Annotated in this window: 20 protein-coding genes; 8 read left to right on the top strand and 12 right to left on the bottom strand. The window is 57.4% G+C overall.

Going from position 1 to position 19,577, the window contains the following annotated elements:
* Positions 1–12: 12 nt before the first annotated feature.
* The 5 genes from ACQY4Z_RS13455 (at position 13) to ACQY4Z_RS13475 (ending at position 8,467) form a co-directional block, all read left to right on the top strand.
* Positions 13–1,542, top strand: coding sequence for a di-heme oxidoredictase family protein (locus tag ACQY4Z_RS13455; protein WP_428522035.1), 1,530 nt, complete (start codon positions 13–15; stop codon positions 1,540–1,542).
* Positions 1,542–2,615, top strand: a complete 1,074-nt coding sequence (locus tag ACQY4Z_RS13460) for an imelysin family protein (RefSeq protein WP_428522037.1) — start codon at positions 1,542–1,544, stop codon at positions 2,613–2,615. Before ACQY4Z_RS13455 ends, ACQY4Z_RS13460 begins: the two co-directional genes overlap by 1 nt.
* Positions 2,596–3,747 carry a DUF1513 domain-containing protein gene (locus ACQY4Z_RS13465; RefSeq protein WP_428522039.1) on the top strand — a complete coding sequence of 384 codons (1,152 nt, stop codon included), beginning with the start codon at positions 2,596–2,598 and terminating at the stop codon, positions 3,745–3,747. Before ACQY4Z_RS13460 ends, ACQY4Z_RS13465 begins: the two co-directional genes overlap by 20 nt.
* Positions 3,748–3,892: 145 nt before the next feature.
* Complete coding sequence (locus ACQY4Z_RS13470; RefSeq protein WP_428522041.1) at positions 3,893–6,811, top strand: AsmA family protein; 2,919 nt, start codon at positions 3,893–3,895, stop codon at positions 6,809–6,811.
* Between the two features lie 111 nt (positions 6,812–6,922).
* The gene (locus tag ACQY4Z_RS13475) at positions 6,923–8,467 is read left to right on the top strand and encodes a DUF2235 domain-containing protein (protein ID WP_428522043.1); all 1,545 of its coding nucleotides are present in this window, start codon (positions 6,923–6,925) and stop codon (positions 8,465–8,467) included.
* Positions 8,468–8,498: 31 nt separating this feature from the next.
* Here ACQY4Z_RS13475 and phnN read toward each other — a convergent pair whose 3' ends face one another.
* From phnN to phnG, 10 genes are all read right to left on the bottom strand, one after another.
* Positions 8,499–9,080, bottom strand: coding sequence for a phosphonate metabolism protein/1,5-bisphosphokinase (PRPP-forming) PhnN (phnN, locus tag ACQY4Z_RS13480; RefSeq protein WP_428522045.1), 582 nt, complete (start codon positions 9,078–9,080; stop codon positions 8,499–8,501).
* Positions 9,070–10,227 (bottom strand): alpha-D-ribose 1-methylphosphonate 5-triphosphate diphosphatase, encoded by a 1,158-nt coding sequence (locus tag ACQY4Z_RS13485; protein ID WP_428522047.1) that lies wholly within the window; start codon positions 10,225–10,227, stop codon positions 9,070–9,072. Before ACQY4Z_RS13485 ends, phnN begins: the two co-directional genes overlap by 11 nt.
* Positions 10,224–10,973 (bottom strand): DUF1045 domain-containing protein, encoded by a 750-nt coding sequence (locus ACQY4Z_RS13490; RefSeq protein WP_428522049.1) that lies wholly within the window; start codon positions 10,971–10,973, stop codon positions 10,224–10,226. The genes ACQY4Z_RS13485 and ACQY4Z_RS13490 overlap by 4 nt, the downstream gene beginning before the upstream one ends.
* A 105-nt stretch (positions 10,974–11,078) precedes the next feature.
* A complete protein-coding gene (gene phnL / locus ACQY4Z_RS13495; protein ID WP_428522051.1) occupies positions 11,079–11,783 on the bottom strand; it encodes a phosphonate C-P lyase system protein PhnL in 705 nt (234 codons plus the stop codon).
* A gap of 2 nt (positions 11,784–11,785) precedes the next feature.
* Positions 11,786–12,574, bottom strand: a complete 789-nt coding sequence (phnK, locus tag ACQY4Z_RS13500; RefSeq protein WP_133952478.1) for a phosphonate C-P lyase system protein PhnK — start codon at positions 12,572–12,574, stop codon at positions 11,786–11,788.
* Positions 12,571–13,506 (bottom strand): alpha-D-ribose 1-methylphosphonate 5-phosphate C-P-lyase PhnJ, encoded by a 936-nt coding sequence (locus ACQY4Z_RS13505; RefSeq protein WP_428522053.1) that lies wholly within the window; start codon positions 13,504–13,506, stop codon positions 12,571–12,573. Before ACQY4Z_RS13505 ends, phnK begins: the two co-directional genes overlap by 4 nt.
* Complete coding sequence (fosX, locus tag ACQY4Z_RS13510; RefSeq protein ID WP_428522055.1) at positions 13,503–13,931, bottom strand: FosX/FosE/FosI family fosfomycin resistance hydrolase; 429 nt, start codon at positions 13,929–13,931, stop codon at positions 13,503–13,505. Before fosX ends, ACQY4Z_RS13505 begins: the two co-directional genes overlap by 4 nt.
* The gene (locus tag ACQY4Z_RS13515) at positions 13,928–15,049 is read right to left on the bottom strand and encodes a carbon-phosphorus lyase complex subunit PhnI (RefSeq protein ID WP_428522057.1); all 1,122 of its coding nucleotides are present in this window, start codon (positions 15,047–15,049) and stop codon (positions 13,928–13,930) included. The genes fosX and ACQY4Z_RS13515 overlap by 4 nt, the downstream gene beginning before the upstream one ends.
* A 4-nt stretch (positions 15,050–15,053) precedes the next feature.
* Positions 15,054–15,665, bottom strand: coding sequence for a phosphonate C-P lyase system protein PhnH (gene phnH, locus ACQY4Z_RS13520; RefSeq protein ID WP_428522059.1), 612 nt, complete (start codon positions 15,663–15,665; stop codon positions 15,054–15,056).
* Positions 15,665–16,138, bottom strand: coding sequence for a phosphonate C-P lyase system protein PhnG (phnG, locus tag ACQY4Z_RS13525; protein WP_428522061.1), 474 nt, complete (start codon positions 16,136–16,138; stop codon positions 15,665–15,667). Before phnG ends, phnH begins: the two co-directional genes overlap by 1 nt.
* Before the next feature lie 135 nt (positions 16,139–16,273).
* On the opposite strand from phnG, the gene phnF reads away from it, so the two are divergent.
* The gene (phnF, locus tag ACQY4Z_RS13530) at positions 16,274–17,017 is read left to right on the top strand and encodes a phosphonate metabolism transcriptional regulator PhnF (protein WP_428522063.1); all 744 of its coding nucleotides are present in this window, start codon (positions 16,274–16,276) and stop codon (positions 17,015–17,017) included.
* A gap of 13 nt (positions 17,018–17,030) precedes the next feature.
* On the opposite strand, the gene ACQY4Z_RS13535 is transcribed toward phnF, so the two are convergent.
* Positions 17,031–17,561 carry a YdcF family protein gene (locus tag ACQY4Z_RS13535; RefSeq protein ID WP_428522065.1) on the bottom strand — a complete coding sequence of 177 codons (531 nt, stop codon included), beginning with the start codon at positions 17,559–17,561 and terminating at the stop codon, positions 17,031–17,033.
* A gap of 242 nt (positions 17,562–17,803) precedes the next feature.
* Here ACQY4Z_RS13535 and ACQY4Z_RS13540 point away from each other — a divergent pair, with 242 nt between their 5' ends.
* Complete coding sequence (locus ACQY4Z_RS13540) at positions 17,804–18,289, top strand: twin-arginine translocation pathway signal (RefSeq protein WP_428522067.1); 486 nt, start codon at positions 17,804–17,806, stop codon at positions 18,287–18,289.
* 16 nt (positions 18,290–18,305) lie between these two features.
* Positions 18,306–18,941: a ferric reductase-like transmembrane domain-containing protein gene (locus ACQY4Z_RS13545; protein ID WP_428522069.1), complete on the top strand. Its 636-nt coding sequence runs from the start codon at positions 18,306–18,308 to the stop codon at positions 18,939–18,941.
* Here the strand turns inward: ACQY4Z_RS13545 and ACQY4Z_RS13550 are convergent.
* The gene (locus ACQY4Z_RS13550; protein WP_428522071.1) at positions 18,934–19,461 is read right to left on the bottom strand and encodes a cytochrome b; all 528 of its coding nucleotides are present in this window, start codon (positions 19,459–19,461) and stop codon (positions 18,934–18,936) included. The genes ACQY4Z_RS13545 and ACQY4Z_RS13550 overlap by 8 nt on opposite strands.
* Positions 19,462–19,577 lie beyond the last annotated feature (116 nt).

Genomic DNA, 19,577 nt, shown 5'->3' on the forward strand with positions numbered 1-19,577 from the left:
GATGCGAACCTTATGACTGTCCCAGGACAAAGCGCCATTTTGGGCGCTGCTGTTTTATGTGCGGGCCTGATTGGCCAGACCGCCTTGGCCGATGGGCTGTTGAGCCATCGCGATGATCTGTCAGAGCAGGACCGGGCCAAGGTTGTAAGCGTCCTCCCGCTCGCCGATGATTTTTCCAAGGCAGAAACCTTTGAACAGATGCAGGGCGGTGCCGGTACGTCCCGCAAGCGCATCAACCGCGATGCTTTTTCTCATGCCACTGCAAATCTGACGTTCGAGCAAGAGCAAAATTTCAAGGTTGGCAACGGGCTTTTCAAGAAGCTCTGGGCCTCGTCGCCCGCATCCACCAAAGCGTCCGACGGGTTGGGCCCACTTTACAACGCACGCTCCTGCCAGGGGTGCCACCTGAAGGATGGCCGCGGGCGGCCGCCGCGTCCGGGCGATGAGGCGGTTTCTCTCTTCCTGCGCCTTTCCATTCCGCCACAATCGGACGAAGACCGGGCGGCCCTTCAGGACAAAAGACTGCTCCGCATTCCGGAGCCCACATATGGCGGGCAGTTTCAGGCATTTGCTGTCCCAGGCCTTGCAGGGGAAGGGCGTTTCGACATTGAACACGAAGAGATCGTGGTCCCGCTGAATGGCGGCGAGACGGTTATCTTGCAAAAGCCCGTCTACAAGATCCGGGATCTTGGATTTGGCGACATGCATCCCGAAGCCTTGATCTCGCCGCGGGTCGCACCGCCGATGATTGGTCTCGGATTGCTGCAGGCGATTCACCCCGGGGATATTGAAGCCTTGGCGGATCCGGATGATCTCAATGGCGACGGGATCTCCGGCAAAGTCAGCCGGGTCCGGGACGGCCGGACGGGTGAGCTGACCATCGGCCGGTTCGGCTGGAAGGCCTCCAACCCGAACATCCGCGATCAAACGGCCGGTGCCTTTTCCGGTGATATCGGCATCAGTTCACCGGACAAGCCGGACAATTATGGCGATTGCACACAACGCCAGACCGAATGCCGAGTCTTGCCGCACGGCGAACAGGCGCATCTTGGGGTGTCGGAAGCGCCTGATCCGGTCATGGAATTGGTAACATTCTATTCGGAGAACCTGGCAGTTCCAGCCCGGCGCGATGTATCTGATCCGCAAGTTCTGCGTGGCAAAAAGCTGTTTTACGAAGTGGGCTGCGCCAAGTGCCATCAGCCGAAGTTTGTCACGCGCCGGGATGCGGAAACTGAGGCGCATCAGTTTCAGCTGATCTGGCCCTATACGGATCTCTTGCTGCACGACATGGGCGAAGATCTGGCCGACAACCGCCCGGTTGGCGATGCGACCGGCCGCGAATGGCGGACCCCGCCGCTTTGGGGCATTGGCTTGACCGAAACGGTCAACAATCATACCCGTTTCCTGCACGATGGCCGGGCGAGCAATTTGCTCGAAGCGGTCCTGTGGCACGGCGGGGAAGCGAAAGCTGCCCGCAATCAGGTGGTCGCCATGGAGCCGGACGACCGCGTCTCTCTTATCCGGTTTCTGGAGTCCCTTTGATGAAGCGAATTCTTGTCTCCGCGGCTGCGGCCCTGATGACATGGCCGGCAGTTGCAGCTGATCTCACGCAGCCCGTCGAGAAGATGATTGCCGGTTACATTCAGCCTGAAACCAGAATTTTTGCTGATGTTGCAGCCCGCTTGCCTGAGGCGGTCAAAGAGGTCTGCCAAGAACCGACGGATGAGGCAAAGGCTGATTTCAGGGTTGTTTTCTCAGATGCTGTTGGTCAGTTTGCCCGCATCCATTTCCTGCGGCTTGGCCCCCTGATTGAAGAAGATCGCATCAGCCGTCTCGCTTTCCAGCCGGATCCACGTGGCATTGCACAAAGGCAGATCCGCAAGCTCTATGGGGCTCAAGATGAGAGCGTAAGGACGGCGGAAAGCCTGTCCGAAAAAAGTGTGGCTTTGCAAGGGCTGACAGCGCTTCAGTTGATTGCATTCGACAAGACCGGCGCCGTCGTGCTTGGCGAAGAGGGGGAGCGCGGGGACTTCACGTGTTCTTATGCGCTGGCGATCTCTGAGAATGTTGCCGGCATTGCCCGGGACGTCATGCGCTCCTGGCTCGATGCGGATGGTTTTTCGAAAACTCTTCTGGAAACAGGCGGCAACAACGTCCGTTATCAGACCGACCAGGAAGCCTTGGAAGATGTGTTTCAAACGCTGTCCACGGCGCTGATCGTCGTTCGGGACCAAAACATTGCGCCAGCGCTTGGAAGCTCGAAAGAGAAGGCGAGGCCAAACCGGATTCCGTTCTCCCGGTCCGGCAATGGCGTTGTATTTCTGACATCCGAAATGAACGGCATTCTGGACGCGATCCAGAGCATGGATCTCGAACCCATGATGCCGGAGGAACACGCCTGGCTGATCGGGTCGATGACCTTTGAGTTCGAAAACGCCTTGAAAACACTCAATCAGCTCCAGTCGCCTTTGCGGGAGACGTTTGAAGCATCTGGTGCCCATAGCCAGTTGTCGCTCTTGGTCATCTCTTTGAATTCCCTTCAGCGGCTTGTTGGTGAGCGGGTCGCGGGCGCGTTGGGACTGGCCGGAGGGTTCAATGCCCTTGATGGTGACTAGGCCGGTCGAGTTTACCAGGCGTGGGTTTTTGTCCGCGTTGGGCGGACTGGCTGCACTGCCGGCTTTTGCGGGATCCGGTCTCGGGGCGAGTTTGCTGAGCTCATCAGATGCACCGCTCTTTGCCAGCGCTTTCAAAAAGTCTGCAGGCGGATATGGCATAGCTGTGTTCGACGATCTGGGTCAGATCCAGGCGGAAATCACACTGCCCGGGCGCGGTCACGGCATTGCGGTATCCGATACGGGAGATTGCCTAGCCGCTTTTGCCCGCCGCCCGGGAACATTTGCGATCGTTGCCTGGCCATATTCCGGCAAGCCAATGCAGACCATCGTTGCCGCCCTCGGCCGGCATTTTTACGGGCACGGCTGTTTTTCAAAGGACGGGCGAATTCTCTTCGCGGTGGAGAATGATTTTGCGTCTGCTCGCGGTGTTGTCGGCGTCTATGACGTGAGTGGAGAGACCATCACCCGGCTGGGCGAACTCGACAGTCACGGCATCGGTCCGCATGAGGTTCTGTTGAGACCGGATGGCAATGTCCTGATCGTTGCGAACGGCGGGATTGAAACGCACCCCGATCACGGGCGGGAAAAGCTCAATCTGGAGACAATGTCGCCATCCGTGGTGTTCCTGGATGTCAAAACCGGAGACCTGCTGGCAGAGCATCGTTTGGATAAATCCCTGCACCAGTTGTCTTTGCGTCACATGGCTTTGGACGGGGCAGGCCGGGCCTGGGTTGGTGGGCAGTTTGAAGGCTCGAAGACAGACACTCCGCCGCTGGTTGCCGTCATTTCAAGGGATGAAACGCCGGTTTTGTTGGACCTGCCCGGGAAGCTTATGGGCCAGCTTGAAAACTATATCGGGTCTGTGACGGCCACCATAGATCAAAGTGTGATTGCAACGTCCGCGCCGCGTGGCGGCAAGACCTTGTTCTGGAATGCGGAGACCGGGGACTATCTTGACCACCAAAACATCTCTGATGGGTGCGGTGTTGCCCCTATTGATCAGGGAAGTTTTCTGATCTCCGACGGAAATGGTGGCGTTTCCTATCTCTCAGAGCCAGGAGAGCGGGCGGAAATACTGGCCCGACCCGCAGGTTTTGCGTGGGACAATCACATGACGGCTCTTCGGATCTAAGCTTACCAAATCGGTCCAGCCGAACTTGCCTTGCAACGGAAATTCCTGATAAACCGCCGTTTTTCCACCTTTTGTCAAAATCTACCGGCATGTTGCTGGTCGGTTTGGTCTACATTGTGGCGATTCGCCACGAGGAGACATTGATATGCAACGGCTTTTGATCGGTCTGGGCAGCTTCCTGTTTCTGGTTGTCACCGCTCTTCTTGTGGTTCCGTTTTTCCTGCCCAAGGATCAGATCAAGCAGCAGGTGGTCCAACAGATCGACAACCGCTTCGGTTGGCGTGTCCGGCTCGATGGCCCTGTTTCATTGTCACTGTTTCCCGGCTTTCAATTGACAGCTGAAGATATCGGTATCTCCGGTGCCGCTGGCGCGGACGGTATTGAGTTCGCCAAAGCCAAACGCATGGACTTCGGTCTTGCCTGGTCTGGGCTACTGTCGGGCAATGTGAAAGTTACCGGCATCGCACTCGACGAACCGCTGATCTATCTCGAGAAAAACGCAAACGGCGCCACCAGTTGGGCACCGCGCCGGTCATTGGAAGTTCTGACCGGCGAGGCAGAAGAAAGCAGCGCTCCGGCAGGTGATAGCGCGCAGTCCACGCCGGACAGCGGTGCAGATAACGCTGCGGCTGATGCCGGCGAGGGATACCTGGAGAGCATTGGTGTCGACAGTCTCCAGATCACCAACGGCGAGCTGACCTACATTGATGCCACAGCAGATCAGAACTTTGTCATTCAGGCCCTCAATCTGTCCCTGACTGCCCCGGATTTGACCGGAGATGTCCAGCTTACTTCCGATTTCCAATTTCAGGACGTTCCTCTCGAGGTTTCGGGCACGTTGTCCAACCCGCTGGGATTGGCATCCGGCGACCAGGTGCCCGTCGATTTGGCTCTGACTTCGTCAGAAAACTCCATCACGATCAAGGGGACCACAGGACTGGAGCCGGTCCGTGCTGAACTCGCGATCGCTGCGTCAGGACCGTCGTTAAAAACTCTAGCCGCGCTGGGCGGACAGTCGCTCGATGCAGATCCAGGCGCTTACCAGTTTGATGCACAAGTGCGGGGCTCTGAAGCAGCGGTCTCAGTGTCAGATCTCCATCTGGTATTGGGCCAACTTTCCCTTGGCGGTGCGGCCGATGCGGATCTCTCTGGGTTGGTGCCGGAAGTCTCCGGTCGGCTTGTCCTGAAAGACGGGTCGATTGCGGATTTGTTGCTTCTCGCCGGTCAGGAGCTGCCGGCAAGCGGGCTGTTGAGCGCCGATCTGGCATTTGAAACGGTTGGCCTGACAGGTGAAGAAATGCTGGCCGGACTAGACGTCAACGGATCGGTCAACATCTCCGAAGGTGAAATTGGCGGATTGGGCCTCGCAGATGCTGTCGGCGGCGACCCGGAAGCCGACCGGATTACCGGACTGTCTCTTGCTCTAGAGATGCAAGGACTTGAAGCCCCACTGTCTGCAAGCGGTGCACTGACCTGGCGCGGAGAACGGTTCAGTCTGACTGGTGAAGCCGATACGTCCGAACTGTTGGCAGGCCAATCCGGCGGAGTTTCTGTCTCTCTCAAGGGCAATCGGCTGAGCGTTGGATTTGATGGATCAGCTCAACTGCCAAGCACTGTGGATGGCGCAGCTCGGGTACAAACGGCCGACCTTCGAGGTTTGATGGCCTGGATGGGCCAACCCTTGGCCGCCGGTGGTGGCTTGGGTGCGTTTAGTGCCTCCGGGATTTTCGGGTTCCAGGGGGACACGATTTCGTTCGAGGAGACACGCTTCACGCTGGATGAAACCTCCGGCGAAGCCAATGGCCGTGTGACCCTGGGCGGTAAGCCGACGGTGACGGCGCGTCTTGATTTGCGCGAGCTCGTTTTGGATCCCTACCTTGCCGGCGGGCCATCCAGTCGCCAACCGGGCGGTCAGTCTGGAGGCGAGGGCGGTTCGGCTCCGGAAACAGTGGCGTCAGCTGCACCTCCTGCCGGCGGCACATTCTGGAGTGCAGCGCCAATCGACTTTTCGGGTCTTAGAGCTGCGAATGTCGACTTCAAGGCAACTGCAAACGAGATCCGTATGGACAAGATCCGGATTGGACAAAGCGCGCTCTCGGTTGCGATCCAGGATGGCGTTCTGACGGCGGATCTTGAGAAACTGTCGCTTTACGAAGGCACAGGCACGGGCTCCGTCAGGCTGAATGGCGCAGCTGCAACACCTGCAGTGTCGGCAAAGTTTGATCTCTCCGGCTTGAATGCCTATCCGCTTCTACGGGATGCGGCGGACTTCACCTGGATCGAAGGCAAAACGCTCATTGGCCTGGATGTAACAACGTCAGGAGCCAGCGAGCAGCAAATGGTTCAGAACCTCAAAGGCACCGCCAGCTACATGTTTGAAGACGGCGCAATCCGCGGGATCAATATTCCGCAGATGGTGCGCAGCCTCTCAGTTGAGACCTTGCTTGGATGGCAGGCGAGCCCCTCCGAGAAGACGGACTTTTCGTCGCTCGGGGCTTCTTTTCAGATCGAAAACGGAATTGCGACCACCAGTGACCTGTCTCTGATCGGGCCGTTGATCCGCATGAGCGGCGGCGGCACCACGGATATGCCCAATCAACGGCTGTCCTGGCGGGTGGAGCCGAGAATTGTGGCGACACTGGAAGGCCAGGCTCCGATGCCGCGCCCGAAAGGCACCGACAAGAAAATGGCCGGTCTGGGTGTACCTATTGTAGTGGATGGGTCCTGGAGTGATCCGCGTATCTATCCGGATATTGCAGGCATTCTGGAAAATCCGCAGGCGGCCTACGAGCAGCTTGAGCAAGTCGGTGGTGAACTAATTTCGATCCTGAAGGGCGAGGCGGATGTGCCGGAAAGCCTGACCGACACCGCCAATCAGGTGATCCAACGTGCCACTGGTGGTCAAACCCAGATCGACATCGAAAAGGTGATCGAAGGGGACGTCAACGACGAAGACGTCCTGAAGGCCGTGGAAGAGGGCTTTGGTTTGCCTCCTGGTTTGCTCGGCAACGTCTTTGGCCGCCAGAAGGCGCAAGAGCCGGAGCAAGCCCAGGACCAAAACTAACTCTGGATCAATTCCGCCTCCACAACCGCTACGCAACCTCCGATGAATATAGCGGATAGAACTAAACTATGATTAGAATTTCCCGGAAATCAACTTCTGGGGGAAAATTATATGACTAATCTCATAGTTTGTTGTGACGGTACCTGGAACACACCTGATGATGAGGCCGACGGCGTCCCAACACCAACAAATGTTGTCAAGATAGCCGGTTGTGTTGCTTCAGTAGATGCATCGGGAAAAGAGCAAAAGAAATACTACCACCCAGGTGTTGGAACAGACGGCGGAGTTATCGATAGTCTTGCTGGTGGTGGGTTGGGTGTTGGTCTGGGGGATAATGTAAAAAGCGCCTACAAATGGCTTTCCGTCAATTATCAACCAAACGATAAGATCTTCCTCTTCGGTTTTAGTAGAGGTGCATTCACTGTTCGAAGCTTGGCAGGCATGATTGGCGCATGTGGCTTGCTGGATCTAAGTAGCCCTCAATTGACAGAGGCGAAACTGTGGCGGCGGGTCGACAAGGTGTTTGCCAATTACCGCCGGAAAAAACCGGATCCGAGCAAATTGAAGGGAATGGACTTTCATAATGCCGGTTCTGATAGGATTGGAGCTGGGAAAACACCTATTCATTTTCTTGGGGTTTGGGATACCGTCGGAGCTTTAGGTATTCCGGATGAAGTGGCGTTTTTGAATCTGCTGGACAATCCGAAAAAACATGGTTTCCACGATACCAAACTCAGCAATCTGGTAATGCATGCTCGGCATGCGGTGGCGATGGATGAGCAGCGGCGGAGTTTTACACCGACCCTTTGGACAAACCAGACTGCACACAATGACATAAAGCAGATTTGGTTCCCAGGAGTACACTCTGATGTTGGGGGTGGCTACCCGCAAACCGGGCTTTCAGATGGTGCTTTGCTGTGGATGTTAAAGGAAGCGGAGGCTAGCGGTCTAGTTTTCCGGGAGGGAGCGGTAGCCCAAATTGATCCCAATCCTCTCGATGTCCTGCATGACTCATTGTCCGGCGCATTTAAAGCCCTGACAACACGGCCTCGCAGTGTTCCATGTATTAGTGGAGTTAAGGCACCGAAAAATTTTCATGTCTCGGCCTTGGAACGGCAGGCCAATCCCCCGCTTGCACAACCTGATTATTGGCCGTCGAAGACCCTTTCAGTCAGGGAAATGACGACGGTTGATGTTTTCGCTAGAGAAAAATGGAACTCGACAGGACTATACCTGGAAAAAGGAAAGACATACGAGTTTTCTGCACTTGGAGAGTGGGTCGACAGGTCGATCAAATGCGGACCGAGTGGAACGAAAGACGGCAAATTTTCACCGGGGGAAGTGTTCCACGTGGCGGGAGCAGCGCTTGGTTCGATCGAGACTATCTTTAAAAAGGTTACTGGGAATGATGAGGCCAACTTTTGGTTGACCCGGAGGTATGAGGACGTCGATTGGTTTGCTCTGGTAGGTGTGATTGCGAATGGAAAGGGAATTGGGAAAAACAGCAGGTTAATTGAGCATGAAGTTTTTGTTATAGGCAATGGCGTGACTTATACTCCGAAGTCGGGTGGATACCTGTATGCCTTCGCCAACGATGCTTGGCAGATGTATTTCAACAACAAGGGTAGTGTGAGGCTTTCCGTCAAACGGGCGTAAGCGAAAAGCCGGAGGATACTATGTCGGGCGTTTAAAGGTGCAAGGCAGTCATCATTGCGGAAACCGCCGTCTCTATGGTGCCGGTGTTTTCAATCCGGATGAGGTTCGGAACGTTCTGCGGTTCCAGATCCGCCCGTTTCAAACGGGCTTCGATGTCCTCGCGGGTTTCCCGGCCCCGGGCGGCGAGGCGTTCTGCTAAGATCTCGATCGGGGCGGTGATCAAAAGGACGATCGCCGTTTCATATTTGTCTGAGGCTTCTTGCAGCACCTTGCGGGAGCCGTTGGCGATGACCGTTTTGCCGTCCCGAATTACGCGGTCATATGATTGGGGCACAACATACCCCAATCCATGGGCTTCCCAGGAAAGGGCCACGTTTCCGGCCGAGACAAGGGTCTCGAAGTCCGACCGGCTCAGCGTGTCGTGATCTTCAGAACTGGCATCGGCATCCCGGGTGACCGCGCGCCGGGCAAAAACAACGCTGTCGTTGCCTTCCAGGCGGTCTTTCAAGGCGGCCATAAGCGTGTCTTTACCGGCCCCGCTGGGACCGACAACGAGAACCATCCGTCCCGGGCCGATTTTGTCCTGCGCATGCATTTGAGCGTCAGGCAACACGGCGGCCTTCGCGCCAGACACCGCGCACGATCGGTACATTGCCAACCAGCTTGACCTGAATGAGATCCGCCCGTTTGCCGGGCTCCAGTACACCGCGGTCGGAAAGACCAATGGCAGTTGCCGGTGTTGAAGTCACTGTTGAAACCGCCTTTGGCAGAGTGATGCCATCGATCTCGTCTGCAAGCTGGAACGCAGCCTGGAGGAGGGATGCCGGGATATAGTCCGACGACAGAACATCAAGGTATCCGGCTTCGGCGAGTTCACGGGCCGATACGTTGCCGGAGTGGGAGCCACCGCGCACGACGTTCGGTGCGCCCATCAAAACGGCCATGCCGGCCTCATGCGAGGCTTTGGCAGCTTCCACTGTGGTCGGGAATTCGGCAATCTTGGTGTTCAGCGCAATCGCTTCATCAACATGGGCAATGGTCGCGTCATCATGGCTGGCAATTGCGATTGTGTTTTTGTCCGCATGTGCGGCAATCGCCTCGCGGTTGCCCGGGGTGTTCTTGTCGGCCCTGGCTTTGCGCATTTCAATGAATTCGGCCATCTGCTCATCGGTGAAGCCGCGCTTGCCCTGATAGTAGCTGATGTAGGAATCGAGCGACACGAATTGGCGCTGACCGGGTGTGTGGTCCATCAGGGAGACGAGCCGGACGCGGTCATCCCCATCAAAGTAATTGTAGGCCCGGATGACATCCGGCGCGGAGACTTCGCAGCGCAGGTGGATATAGTGATCTGCGCGCAGTCGGTTTTCCTTTTGACCCGTTTCAATCGCATCTGCGAGGGCCCGCATGTCCGCGACCTTCATGGTGTCGTTGCTGTCGTCATCCTCATCCATGCCAACGCGAAGGGCGTCAAACACGGTTGTTATGCCGGCACAGGCGATCTGGGCATCATGTGCCTGAACGGCCGCAACAGGGTTCCACCGGACCTTTGGCCTTGGAGCATAATGAACTTCGAGGTGATCGGTGTGCAGCTCGATCAGGCCCGGTAGAAGGAAATCGCCTTCACAGTCGTGCCCCGCGGCCTCAGTTGCTGATCCGATATCGGAAATCAGGCCGTCAGGATCGACGGTCAGAGAGCCGTTGATCACGTCTTCCGCCAGAACCAGCTTGGCATTTTTGAAGAGTTTCGGATGCGTGCTCATGAGACTTCCTCGTTGGAGTTTGCCAGCGTGTTTTTAAGCGCAGCGGTAGGGCTTTGCGGGCCCGTCAGTTCAAATATGCGGTCGACGTCAAACGCGGCGCCGCGCTCTGGTTCGACATAAAGACCGAAGTAGCGGCAGGTAAGCGCTGAATTGGTGACGGCTTCAAAATGCGTTTCCGCGCTCCGAGCCAGGAGTGCAGCCTCTTCGTCGTCCTCCAGCTTGTTGGACAGCGTCATGTGGAAGCGGAACTCGTCGAAAACATATGGATAGCCCCAGGTCTCGACATATGCGTCCTGTTTGGGCGTGAGATTTGCCTGCCGGCGCCGGTCCAGATCCTTGGTACTCAAAGGCGCGCGGAACGGTTCAAACTGGCGCACGCAAAGAGACGCAAAGGCTTCCAGATCCGGCTCTGTCTGAGCCGGGGTCAGCGCGAGGAACTTGCCAAGTTGATTGACACTGAGTCCCTTCAGGTCGAAGGGAGACACTGTTTTTGCAAAACCGGTGCAGGCAGCGATGAAGGCTTCTTCGGTTGCATCGTTTGCAAGCGAGAATGGGGCTTTCAACGTGCCATGAAATCCGTACCGCCGGGGGCTGGTAGTCAAATCTTCAAAGCGAGCGGGATCCAGGCCCGGAATGGAAGGTTGCTGCAGGCGTGATCCGGTGAAGGGATCACGGCCCAACCAGGTGTTGCCCAGCTGCATGAGCGGTGCGTCAGCGTCGGCTGCGAAATAGATGGCGTAGCGCATGGAAAAAGTCGCGAATTAGGAGACCGGACTTGGCAGAAGCAAAGCCCATAACCAGAAGCGATGACTGTTCTGTGACATGCCACCGCTCCCGGCAAGTTATTTCGGTTAAGCAGCCACGTCGGCGCTGAAGCTGGTGACGTCGATGATGCGGTCGGCGATTTCCTGCCGGACATCCTCATCGTGCAAGATTCCTACCATGGCAACGCCTTTGGCTTTCTTCTCTTCCACCAGGCGAACGACAACAGCGCGGTTCGCGGCGTCCAGCGAGGCGGTGGGTTCGTCAAGGAGCAGGATCGGGTAGTGCGCGATGAAACCGCGGGCAATGTTCACCCGCTGTTGTTCACCGCCCGAAAAGGTTGCCGGTGGGAGCTTCCAGAGCCGCTCTGGAACATTCAGCCGGGAGAGCAGGCTGCGCGCCGTATCGAGTCCTTCGGCTTCGCTTGTGCCTTGGGCAATCAGTGGTTCAGCGACCACTTCCTCGGCAGACACACGCGGGATCGTGCGGAGGAACTGGCTGACATAACCGATTGTGTTGTCTCGTAGCTGCAAGACCTGGCGCGGCTCCGCATCTGCAACGTTGATGATCTCATCACCAACAGTTACCAGGATCTGACCCTGGTCGCAGCGGTAGTTGCCGTAAATCATTTTCAGGATTGAGCTCTTGCCCGCTCCTGACGGGCCGCCAAGGACCACGCATTCGCCGACCTCGACAGAGAATTCAACGTTTTCGACAACCGGGATCACCGTGCCGCCCTGAAGGTGCATGGTGAAGGACTTGCCGACACTGTTCAGATAAAGACGCACTGGCATGATCAGACCTGCAAAATTGAGGAGACAAGCAACTGGGTGTAAGGCTCGCGCGGATCGTCCAGCACCTGATCGGTCAATCCCGCTTCTATCACCCGGCCGTGGCGCATCACCATAATCCGGTGCGACAGCAGACGGGCGACCGCCAGATCGTGTGTCACGATCACGACTGACAAGCCGAGATCCGCCACAAGACGGCGCAGAAGATCGAGTAGACGCGCCTGGACCGAAACGTCCAGACCGCCGGTCGGTTCGTCCATGAAGACCAGCCGCGGATGGGTTACGAGATTTCGGGCAATTTGCAGCCGTTGCCGCATGCCGCCTGAGAACGAGCGCGGATCATCGTCGATCCGGTCACTGGCGATCTCAACCCGGCCCAGCCAATCATCTGCCGTCTCGCGGATCTTGCCGTAGTGCCGATCGCCGACCGCCATCAGCCGTTCGCCGACATTGGCGCCGGCAGAGACGTTCATGCGCAGGCCGTCTGCAGCATTTTGATGGACAAATCCCCAGTCTGTGCGCATCAGCAAGCGGCGTTCGGCTTCTGAAAGCTGATAGAGGTTGCGCATCGATCCATCGCGCATGCGGTATTCGATAGCGCCTGCAGTTGGGGCCAGGCGTGTCGACAGGCAGTTCAAAAGAGTTGTTTTGCCTGAACCGCTTTCCCCAACAATGGCCAGTACTTCGCCGGGCCAAAGATCGAAGGAGACGTCGGTACATCCGATCCGGTCTCCGTAATAGCGGGTTACATTATGGACCTGCAGCAGCGGGTCGTCAGCTTGAAAGACGTTCATCGGGACGCCTCCTCTGCGTTTGTGTCGTGTCCGCCGATTTGCTGGGCCGCCGGGTTTGCAGCCATCGGTCCGACATGCCCTGCGGCGCGCCGTTCTTCGCAATAGTCGCTGTCTGAGCAAACGAACATGCGCCCGCCCTTGTCATCGAGAATGACCTCGTCGAGATAGACATGCTCTGCGCCGCAAAGGCCGCACGGCTTGTCAAACTTCTGGACCTCGAACGGATAGTCCTCAAAGTCGAGGCTCTTTACCTTGGTGTAGGGCGGGATTGCGTAGATGCGTTTTTCCCGGCCCGCGCCATAGAGCTGCAGCGCGGCCATTTCGTCGATCTTCGGATTGTCGAATTTTGGTGTTGGCGAGGGGTCCATCACATACCGGTCATTGACCATCACCGGATAGGCGTATGTGGTGGCGATGTGGCCGTTCTTGGCGATGTCCTCGTAAAGCTTCACATGCATGAGACCGTAGTCTTCGAGGGCATGCATCTTGCGGGTTTCCGTTTCCCGCGGCTCCAGAAACCGGAGCGGTTCAGGGATCGGGACCTGGAACACCAAGACCTGGTCCTCGCGCAGTTTCTTTTCCGGGATCCTGTGGCGGGTCTGGATGACGGTTGCCTCAGACGTTTCGTAAGTCGTGCGCACATTTGCCGTCTTTTCGAAGAACCCGCGCAAGGAAACGGCGTTGGTCGTGTCATCAGAGCCTTGGTCGATCATCTTCAGGCAATCATCCTTGCCAAGGATCGAGGCGGTGACCTGAACCCCGCCGGTGCCCCAGCCGTAGGGCATCGGCATTTCTCGCGAGGCAAACGGTACCTGGTATCCCGGGATCGCGATGCCCTTCAGGATCGCGCGGCGGATCATGCGTTTGGTTTGTTCATCGAGATAGGCGAAATTGTATTCGCCCTGATCGAAAATCTGAGCCGTTGCGTTCATTGTGCGGCCCTCCGTTCATCGAGTATTTTGCGGTAGCTTTCGAGCCGCATCTCCAGTGTTCCGGTGTGCAGCTCGAACAAATGATTGTCGGCGTCGTAGAAGTAGATGGATCGGCCTTCGCCTTCGACGCGGTCGCGCGGCGGCTTAAACTCAAGGCCGAGGGACTTGATCGCGGCAAGCCGGGCCTCAAAGTCCTGTTCTTTGATCTTGAACGCAACGTGATTGTAGGTGCGCTCGGAAAGTGACGCGCCTTTCATGATCGCAATCCAGACATCACCGACCAGAAAGAACTTTTCCTCCGACAAGGAGAAGGTGTCCTGGCCGCTGTCATAGACTTCTTGCGCTTTCAAGACATCCGTCAGGATCCGGGTCATCTTGTCCAGATCACTGACGATGAAGGTCATATGGCTGAGGCCGCTGCTCATTCTGCAGCCTCTTTGGCAGCAGTTTCGGCGTCTTCGCGCGCCCGTTTTTCGAACCACTCGCCGCGCATGCGGCGCACCAGATCGAGTTCGGCCTGGAAGTCGACATAGTGCGGGAGTTTCAGGTGTTCGACGAAGCCGGTCGCCTGAATGTTGTCGGAATGGGAGAGAACGAACTCACCGTCCTGGGCCGGGGCAACCTGTTCTTCGCCGAGTTCTTCCCAGCGCAGAGACCGGTCAACCATGGCCATGGACATGGCCTTGCGTTCAACCTGTCCGAAGACGAGGCCGTAGCCGCGCGTAAAGGCGGGCGGAGCCTTCGCCGATCCAGCAAACTGGTTGATCATCTGGCACTCGGTCACCTTGATTGTGCCAAGGGTGACGGCAAAGCCGAGTTCTTCCGCGAAAAACTCCACTTCGACCTCACCGTACCGAATTTCACCGGCAAAAGGGTGCGTGCGGCCGTAACCGCGCTGCGTGGAGTACGCGAGCGCGAGCAAGAAGCCCTCGTCGCCCCGTGCGAGATTTTGCAGGCGCAGATCCCGGTCTGCCGGGAAAGACAGCGGGTCGCGGGTGAGATCGCCCACCGGAGCGTTTTCATCGGCTGCCGGGTCCGATTCAATGAGGCCTTCATCCCCAAGGAGATCGGTGACGCGCGGCATCGGTTCGTTTTCGACCGGAGCCGTTTCTGCATCAAGGTCCCCGCCTTCCCCTTCAGCGGCCAGCGCAAAATCCAGAAGCCTGTGGCTGTAGTCGAATGTCGGACCCAGCATTTGGCCGCCGGGCAAGTCCTTGTACGTCGCCGAGATCCGGCGTTCGACAAGCATCTTGGCCGTATCGACAGGCTGGCTGTAGCCGAACCGCGGCAGCGTTGTCCGGTAGGCGCGCATCAGGAAAGCGGCCTCGATCAGGTCGCCGCGCGATTGCTTGATTGCAAGAGCAGCGAGCGTTTCATCGTAGAGCGAACCCTCTCCCATCACCCGCGCCACCGCGTGTGACAGCTGTTCGGCGATTTGCTCCAATGTAAGTGCGGGAACGGAGGTATCACCGCGGCGCCGCTTGGCGGTTAGCTTGTGGGCATTGCGGATGGCCTTTTCGCCACCCTTTACAGCAACATACATGGGCTCAGGCCTCCTTTAGAGTGACTGAGGTGGAGCGGGGAAGGGCTGCAATGGTGTCTTTGCCTGCGAAGATCAGATCAACCCCGCGTGGGAATTGGGCGTTGTTGGAAATGACCTGATCCCAGAACACTTGCGGCACTGGACCTGTTTCAAAAGTCTGCGTGTCTTTTATGCCGGGTCCTTCGAGCACAACACCGTCTGTGTTGTTCAGGTTTTGGCCTGTCAGGATGAGTGTCGTGGACGTGTCCGGGTATTCCGCCGAGCCCTGATTGAAGCTTGCAAGCGGCAACATGTTGGCCGGATCTGCGATCAGGGCAAAGGCTGCCTCGACGGGCTCGCTGACAATTGGTGCGCCGGTGTGAAACCGAAGGAAGGCCTTTACGCTCTCGGATTGTGCAAGCTGTTTGTCGAGCCACACAGGTGTGTCATAGTCGAACAGGGTGAGCGCGATGGCCGCGGCTGCTGGTGTCAGCGGCGCTGGTGGTGTGAGATGGGTTTGACCAAGGACCTGAAGCGTTCCCGGTCGCGCCATAGCGTTCATAATGGTCCGGAAACACCCTTGTGCGTCGTGAACAGGATCTGCAAATCCGGCGGCAAGTGCAGCGGTTGCGGTCATCAGTTGTCTCCCCGCACCATCGTGAAGAAATTGACCCGCGTTGCTTCGGTTTCCTCGCGGACGGTGGTTTTGCGCTCTGTCTGGCTGTTCGAAAGTGGGCCGAGGATGTCCGCCTCGATTTGTGCCCGCGTCTCACCGCGCTGCCATAGGGCGTCAATGACGGCCGATTGCAGAGCCTTGGTTTTGTCGCGGCCAAGTGCGTAGGCGCTGCCGGTTTCTCCGCTGTCGAGGCGGACAACGCAGCGGGTCACGGTCACTTCTCCAAGGTTGAACGGGCTGCCGGTCCCGCCCATTCGGCCACGGACCATCACCAGACCCGTCTCCGGCTGGCGCACAAGTTCGTAAGATGGTGGCGTCAGGTTTTTGAACTTCTGGTCCAGGATTTCGGCTGGAGCCTGGGCGAGAATGGCAAGGTTCTTCTGCCGGGCGGCTTGGTCGCCGGCAATTGTGGAAGACGGTGTGGTCTCGGTCATGAACACGCCTTTGTGTTTGTTGGCCGCTTTGAGAGTTTGAGGCCGGTGCGTGAGCGGGTTGTAGACTCAATTTGTCTATTTGTATAGACAAATAAACTTATTGACTCTTGAGTAGCGAAATTTGATGACGGGCGCATGACAGGACAAAGCAAACTGGACCGGGCTGCAGGCATTGCCGTTTGGCGCCAGATCATGGAAATGCTGAAGGGCGAAATCGCCGCCGGTGGCTACGAGAAAGGCAGCCGCCTTCCACCGGAATCCGAGATAGCATCCCGGTTTGGAGTAAATCGGCATACGGTCCGCCGGGCCATCGCTGCGTTAACGGCGGAGGGTCTTTTGCGCGCCGATCAAGGCCGTGGAACGTTTGTGGCGAGCGCTCCGCTGAGCTACCCCATCAATGCCCGGACACGGTTTTCGGAGATTGTCTCCGGCCAGGACCGCTCGCCAAGCGGCCGCTTGATTGGATCAGAAATCGAAGATGCGGATGCGTTGTTGGCGCAGCACTTGGAGGTTCCGCTGGGAACACCGTTGATCCGCCTCAAGACCTTACGGGTTGCCGACAGTGTGCCAATGATGGTTGGAACCAGCTGGCTTCAGCAGGCCCGGGTTCCGAATTTGGTGGCCGACTACGCGGAATGCGGCACCATTACCGAAGCTTTGCGCCGGGGCGGCATCAAGGACTACAGCCGGCGGGAAAGCCGGATTTCGGCAGAACTGGTCGATACCGAAGATGCTCAGCAGCTTGGCATTGCCTTGGGGCAGCCGGTTGTGGTGATTGAGAGCGTCAATGTCGATCTCGATGGCCGACCGCTGCAATACACCCGCACGCGCGCCGCTGCTGACAGGATCCAGCTCGTTGTGAATTGGGGAATGATGTAAGCGGCTGGCCCGATCAAAAGCGAGACCGTTTTCGTATCGCACGCATCTTGGCCAGATAAAGCGGATAAGCTGCCGTTTCTCGAAGACAGGCATAGAGCCATCTGTTGAGTGGTGTATTTGAAACGGAACGTCCAGGGCCAGAACCTGCCGCTGAAAATCCGAGCGTTTTGAAACACAAAACCGCCCTGGGAAGATGATACCGGTCGGAGACGATCAGAATATTTTCAAGCTTCTCCCGCCGCAGGATACGTGCGGAAAAGACAGCATTTTCCAAGGTGGTTCGTGACCGGGTCTCGGTGCGGATCGCGCTTTCCGGAACACCCAAGGCGACCAACTCACGTTTCATGACCTCAGCTTCTGCCGGGGGATGGTTTCCAAGCCCGCCACATCCAACAATAATTGGCGCCGCGCCGGCGTGATAAAGCTCGGCTGCGTGTTTGATCCGCCTGAGAAGTGTCGGGCTGGGTCGCCCGCCTGTCCAGACCGCAGCTCCCAGCAGGACAATTGCGTCGGCTGGCGCCTGTCGATGTTGTCTTGGTTGCATCTTTGTTTGCTTACCTTGCTCGCAAACTATGGGCAATTATTTGCGAGCTCAGTCCGCTCACGCTCTTTCGTTTCCCTGATGTGAAGGGGCTGTTCGACTTTGGTTCACGAAACCGTGAGGCTCAGAAATGGCTCAAGTCTTGGCCGTGGCCTCGGAAATGTCCCGATCTGCATTATATCCTCCGGTAATGCGCTGCAACAAAGTGCAGCGTCCGACTTTTTCTGACCGATAGGAGGATGTTCATGGCAGTCGATTTCTCCCGCCGGACTATTCTTGCAGCTGGCGGTATGGCACTGGCGACCGGGGCTTCCGGGCTGATTGTTCCTGCGCAAGCGAAAGGCGTTGCACCGACCCCGTCGATGCGCGGCGGTGCCAACAACTACCGGCCTGGAGCACCGATCGTGAACCGGATCGGTGGTGGTGGTTTCTGGATGTCAGGCACTGTACGCCGGGCAGGTGACGGCGCGCCATTGGCCGGGCAACGGATTCAGATTTGGGCTCATACGACGGAAGGACACGAACGTGATCCGGAGAGCCACGGCGCGACCCTGACCGATGAGAATGGTGTGTTCCGGTTGGAAATGCCCCAGATCGTGCCGGCCTTTGGCCAGCCCCATGGGCACCTTGCCTATGACAGTGGCGACTTTGAAACCGTGTTTTTGCGCCCCGTGATGCCAAGCTCTCAAGACAAGAGCCTTGAAGCCCATTTCGTTTTGAACCCGGCATAAGCAGGTCGCGTTTGGAATGAGACCATCCCAAAAGGCCATTCTTTGGGGTCTCATCGGTGCGGTCGTGATTGCTCCACTGGTGGCGGCCGCTTTGAGCCCTTTGCTGGCATGGCGTGATCCCGTTTACATTGTCGCAGGTTTTGCCGGCATCCTGGCAATGGCCTTGATGGTTTTGCAGCCGCTCCTGGCAAGCGGATGGTTGCCAGGGGTGTCTCTTGCAAAGAGCAGGTCAGTCCATCGCTGGGTTGGCGGACTGCTGGTCTTGATGGTGGTCCTTCACGTTGGCGGATTATGGGTCACCAGCCCTCCAGATGTTGTCGATGCGCTTTTATTCAGATCCCCGACACCCTTTTCCGCATGGGGTGTCATCGCCATGTGGTGCATCTTTGCAGCCGCGCTCGTTGCGGTGCTGCGGCGGGGCCTTCGTTGGCGTCCGAAAACCTGGCAGAAGATCCATTCGACCCTTGCATTGGGTGTTGTGGTGGGCGGCTCGGCTCATGCGTTTCTGATTGAAGGGACCATGGAGCCCGTCACCAAGGCAATCCTCTGTGTTGCCGCGGTTGTCGCCACCCTCAAGGCAATCTGGGATCTCAGGATCTGGTCCGGGCGCGCGGTTGCCAATCCCAAGACACAGACCGGGCGCGTCAGATGATCCGGTAGAGCGTGTCGTCCTTGCGGATGACATGATGCATCAGGACTGCACCAATATGGACGGCGAACAATCCAAGCAGTATCCAGGCGCACCATTCGTGGACTGCTGAAAAGATTGGTGCGATATCCGGGCTTTTGCCGATCGGGCTCCATACCTCAACAATACCGAACCACTTCAGCGGAAAACCATGCGCATTGGTCGCAAGAAAACCCGACACCGGCATGAGGACCAAAAACAGATACAAGAGACTGTGGACCGCTTCGGCGGCATATTTCTCAAGCGGGGGAGCCTCGTGGCGCGGCGGTCTGTTCAGCCAGCGGTTTCCGACCCGGATCAGCATGAGCCACAGGACGATAAATCCGATGCTTTCGTGTAAGAGATAGAAATCGAGCACGACATCTTTCTTGGCAAACCCAATCATCAGCCCCAACGGCCAGGTCAACAGCACAAGCAGCGCGATTGCCCAGTGCAGCAACCTGGAGGGTGCCGCATAGCGGTTTTGGGTGCCAATGGCTGCCATGTTTCATCAATCCCGTGTTTTGAAAATGCCTATCAAGTCTGGTGTTTGCATATCAGGCCGAATGCAACACAAATGTGATAGACAACACGTTCACGGGACATGCCCGCCGATTTGCG

The organism is Roseibium sp. (genome assembly GCF_965276855.1).
Classification (GTDB): domain Bacteria; phylum Pseudomonadota; class Alphaproteobacteria; order Rhizobiales; family Stappiaceae; genus Roseibium.

Excerpts from the sequence above, each read along its gene's own strand:
- ACQY4Z_RS13490 (WP_428522049.1), bottom strand. The coding sequence starts at position 10,973 with ATGCGCTACGCCATCTATTTCGCAGCCGACGCTGACGCACCGCTCATG.
- phnH (WP_428522059.1), bottom strand. The coding sequence starts at position 15,665 with ATGACCGCAACCGCTGCACTTGCCGCCGGATTTGCAGATCCTGTTCAC.
- phnK (WP_133952478.1), bottom strand. The coding sequence starts at position 12,574 with ATGAACGTCTTTCAAGCTGACGACCCGCTGCTGCAGGTCCATAATGTA.
- ACQY4Z_RS13460 (WP_428522037.1), top strand. The coding sequence starts at position 1,542 with ATGAAGCGAATTCTTGTCTCCGCGGCTGCGGCCCTGATGACATGGCCG.
- phnG (WP_428522061.1), bottom strand. The coding sequence starts at position 16,138 with ATGACCGAGACCACACCGTCTTCCACAATTGCCGGCGACCAAGCCGCC.
- ACQY4Z_RS13540 (WP_428522067.1), top strand. The coding sequence starts at position 17,804 with ATGGCAGTCGATTTCTCCCGCCGGACTATTCTTGCAGCTGGCGGTATG.
- ACQY4Z_RS13485 (WP_428522047.1), bottom strand. The coding sequence starts at position 10,227 with ATGAGCACGCATCCGAAACTCTTCAAAAATGCCAAGCTGGTTCTGGCG.
- ACQY4Z_RS13470 (WP_428522041.1), top strand. The coding sequence starts at position 3,893 with ATGCAACGGCTTTTGATCGGTCTGGGCAGCTTCCTGTTTCTGGTTGTC.
- ACQY4Z_RS13545 (WP_428522069.1), top strand. The coding sequence starts at position 18,306 with ATGAGACCATCCCAAAAGGCCATTCTTTGGGGTCTCATCGGTGCGGTC.
- ACQY4Z_RS13455 (WP_428522035.1), top strand. The coding sequence starts at position 13 with ATGACTGTCCCAGGACAAAGCGCCATTTTGGGCGCTGCTGTTTTATGT.
- phnF (WP_428522063.1), top strand. The coding sequence starts at position 16,274 with ATGACAGGACAAAGCAAACTGGACCGGGCTGCAGGCATTGCCGTTTGG.
- ACQY4Z_RS13505 (WP_428522053.1), bottom strand. The coding sequence starts at position 13,506 with ATGAACGCAACGGCTCAGATTTTCGATCAGGGCGAATACAATTTCGCC.
- ACQY4Z_RS13535 (WP_428522065.1), bottom strand. The coding sequence starts at position 17,561 with ATGCAACCAAGACAACATCGACAGGCGCCAGCCGACGCAATTGTCCTG.
- phnL (WP_428522051.1), bottom strand. The coding sequence starts at position 11,783 with ATGCCAGTGCGTCTTTATCTGAACAGTGTCGGCAAGTCCTTCACCATG.
- fosX (WP_428522055.1), bottom strand. The coding sequence starts at position 13,931 with ATGAGCAGCGGCCTCAGCCATATGACCTTCATCGTCAGTGATCTGGAC.
- ACQY4Z_RS13475 (WP_428522043.1), top strand. The coding sequence starts at position 6,923 with ATGACTAATCTCATAGTTTGTTGTGACGGTACCTGGAACACACCTGAT.
- ACQY4Z_RS13465 (WP_428522039.1), top strand. The coding sequence starts at position 2,596 with ATGCCCTTGATGGTGACTAGGCCGGTCGAGTTTACCAGGCGTGGGTTT.
- ACQY4Z_RS13550 (WP_428522071.1), bottom strand. The coding sequence starts at position 19,461 with ATGGCAGCCATTGGCACCCAAAACCGCTATGCGGCACCCTCCAGGTTG.
- ACQY4Z_RS13515 (WP_428522057.1), bottom strand. The coding sequence starts at position 15,049 with ATGTATGTTGCTGTAAAGGGTGGCGAAAAGGCCATCCGCAATGCCCAC.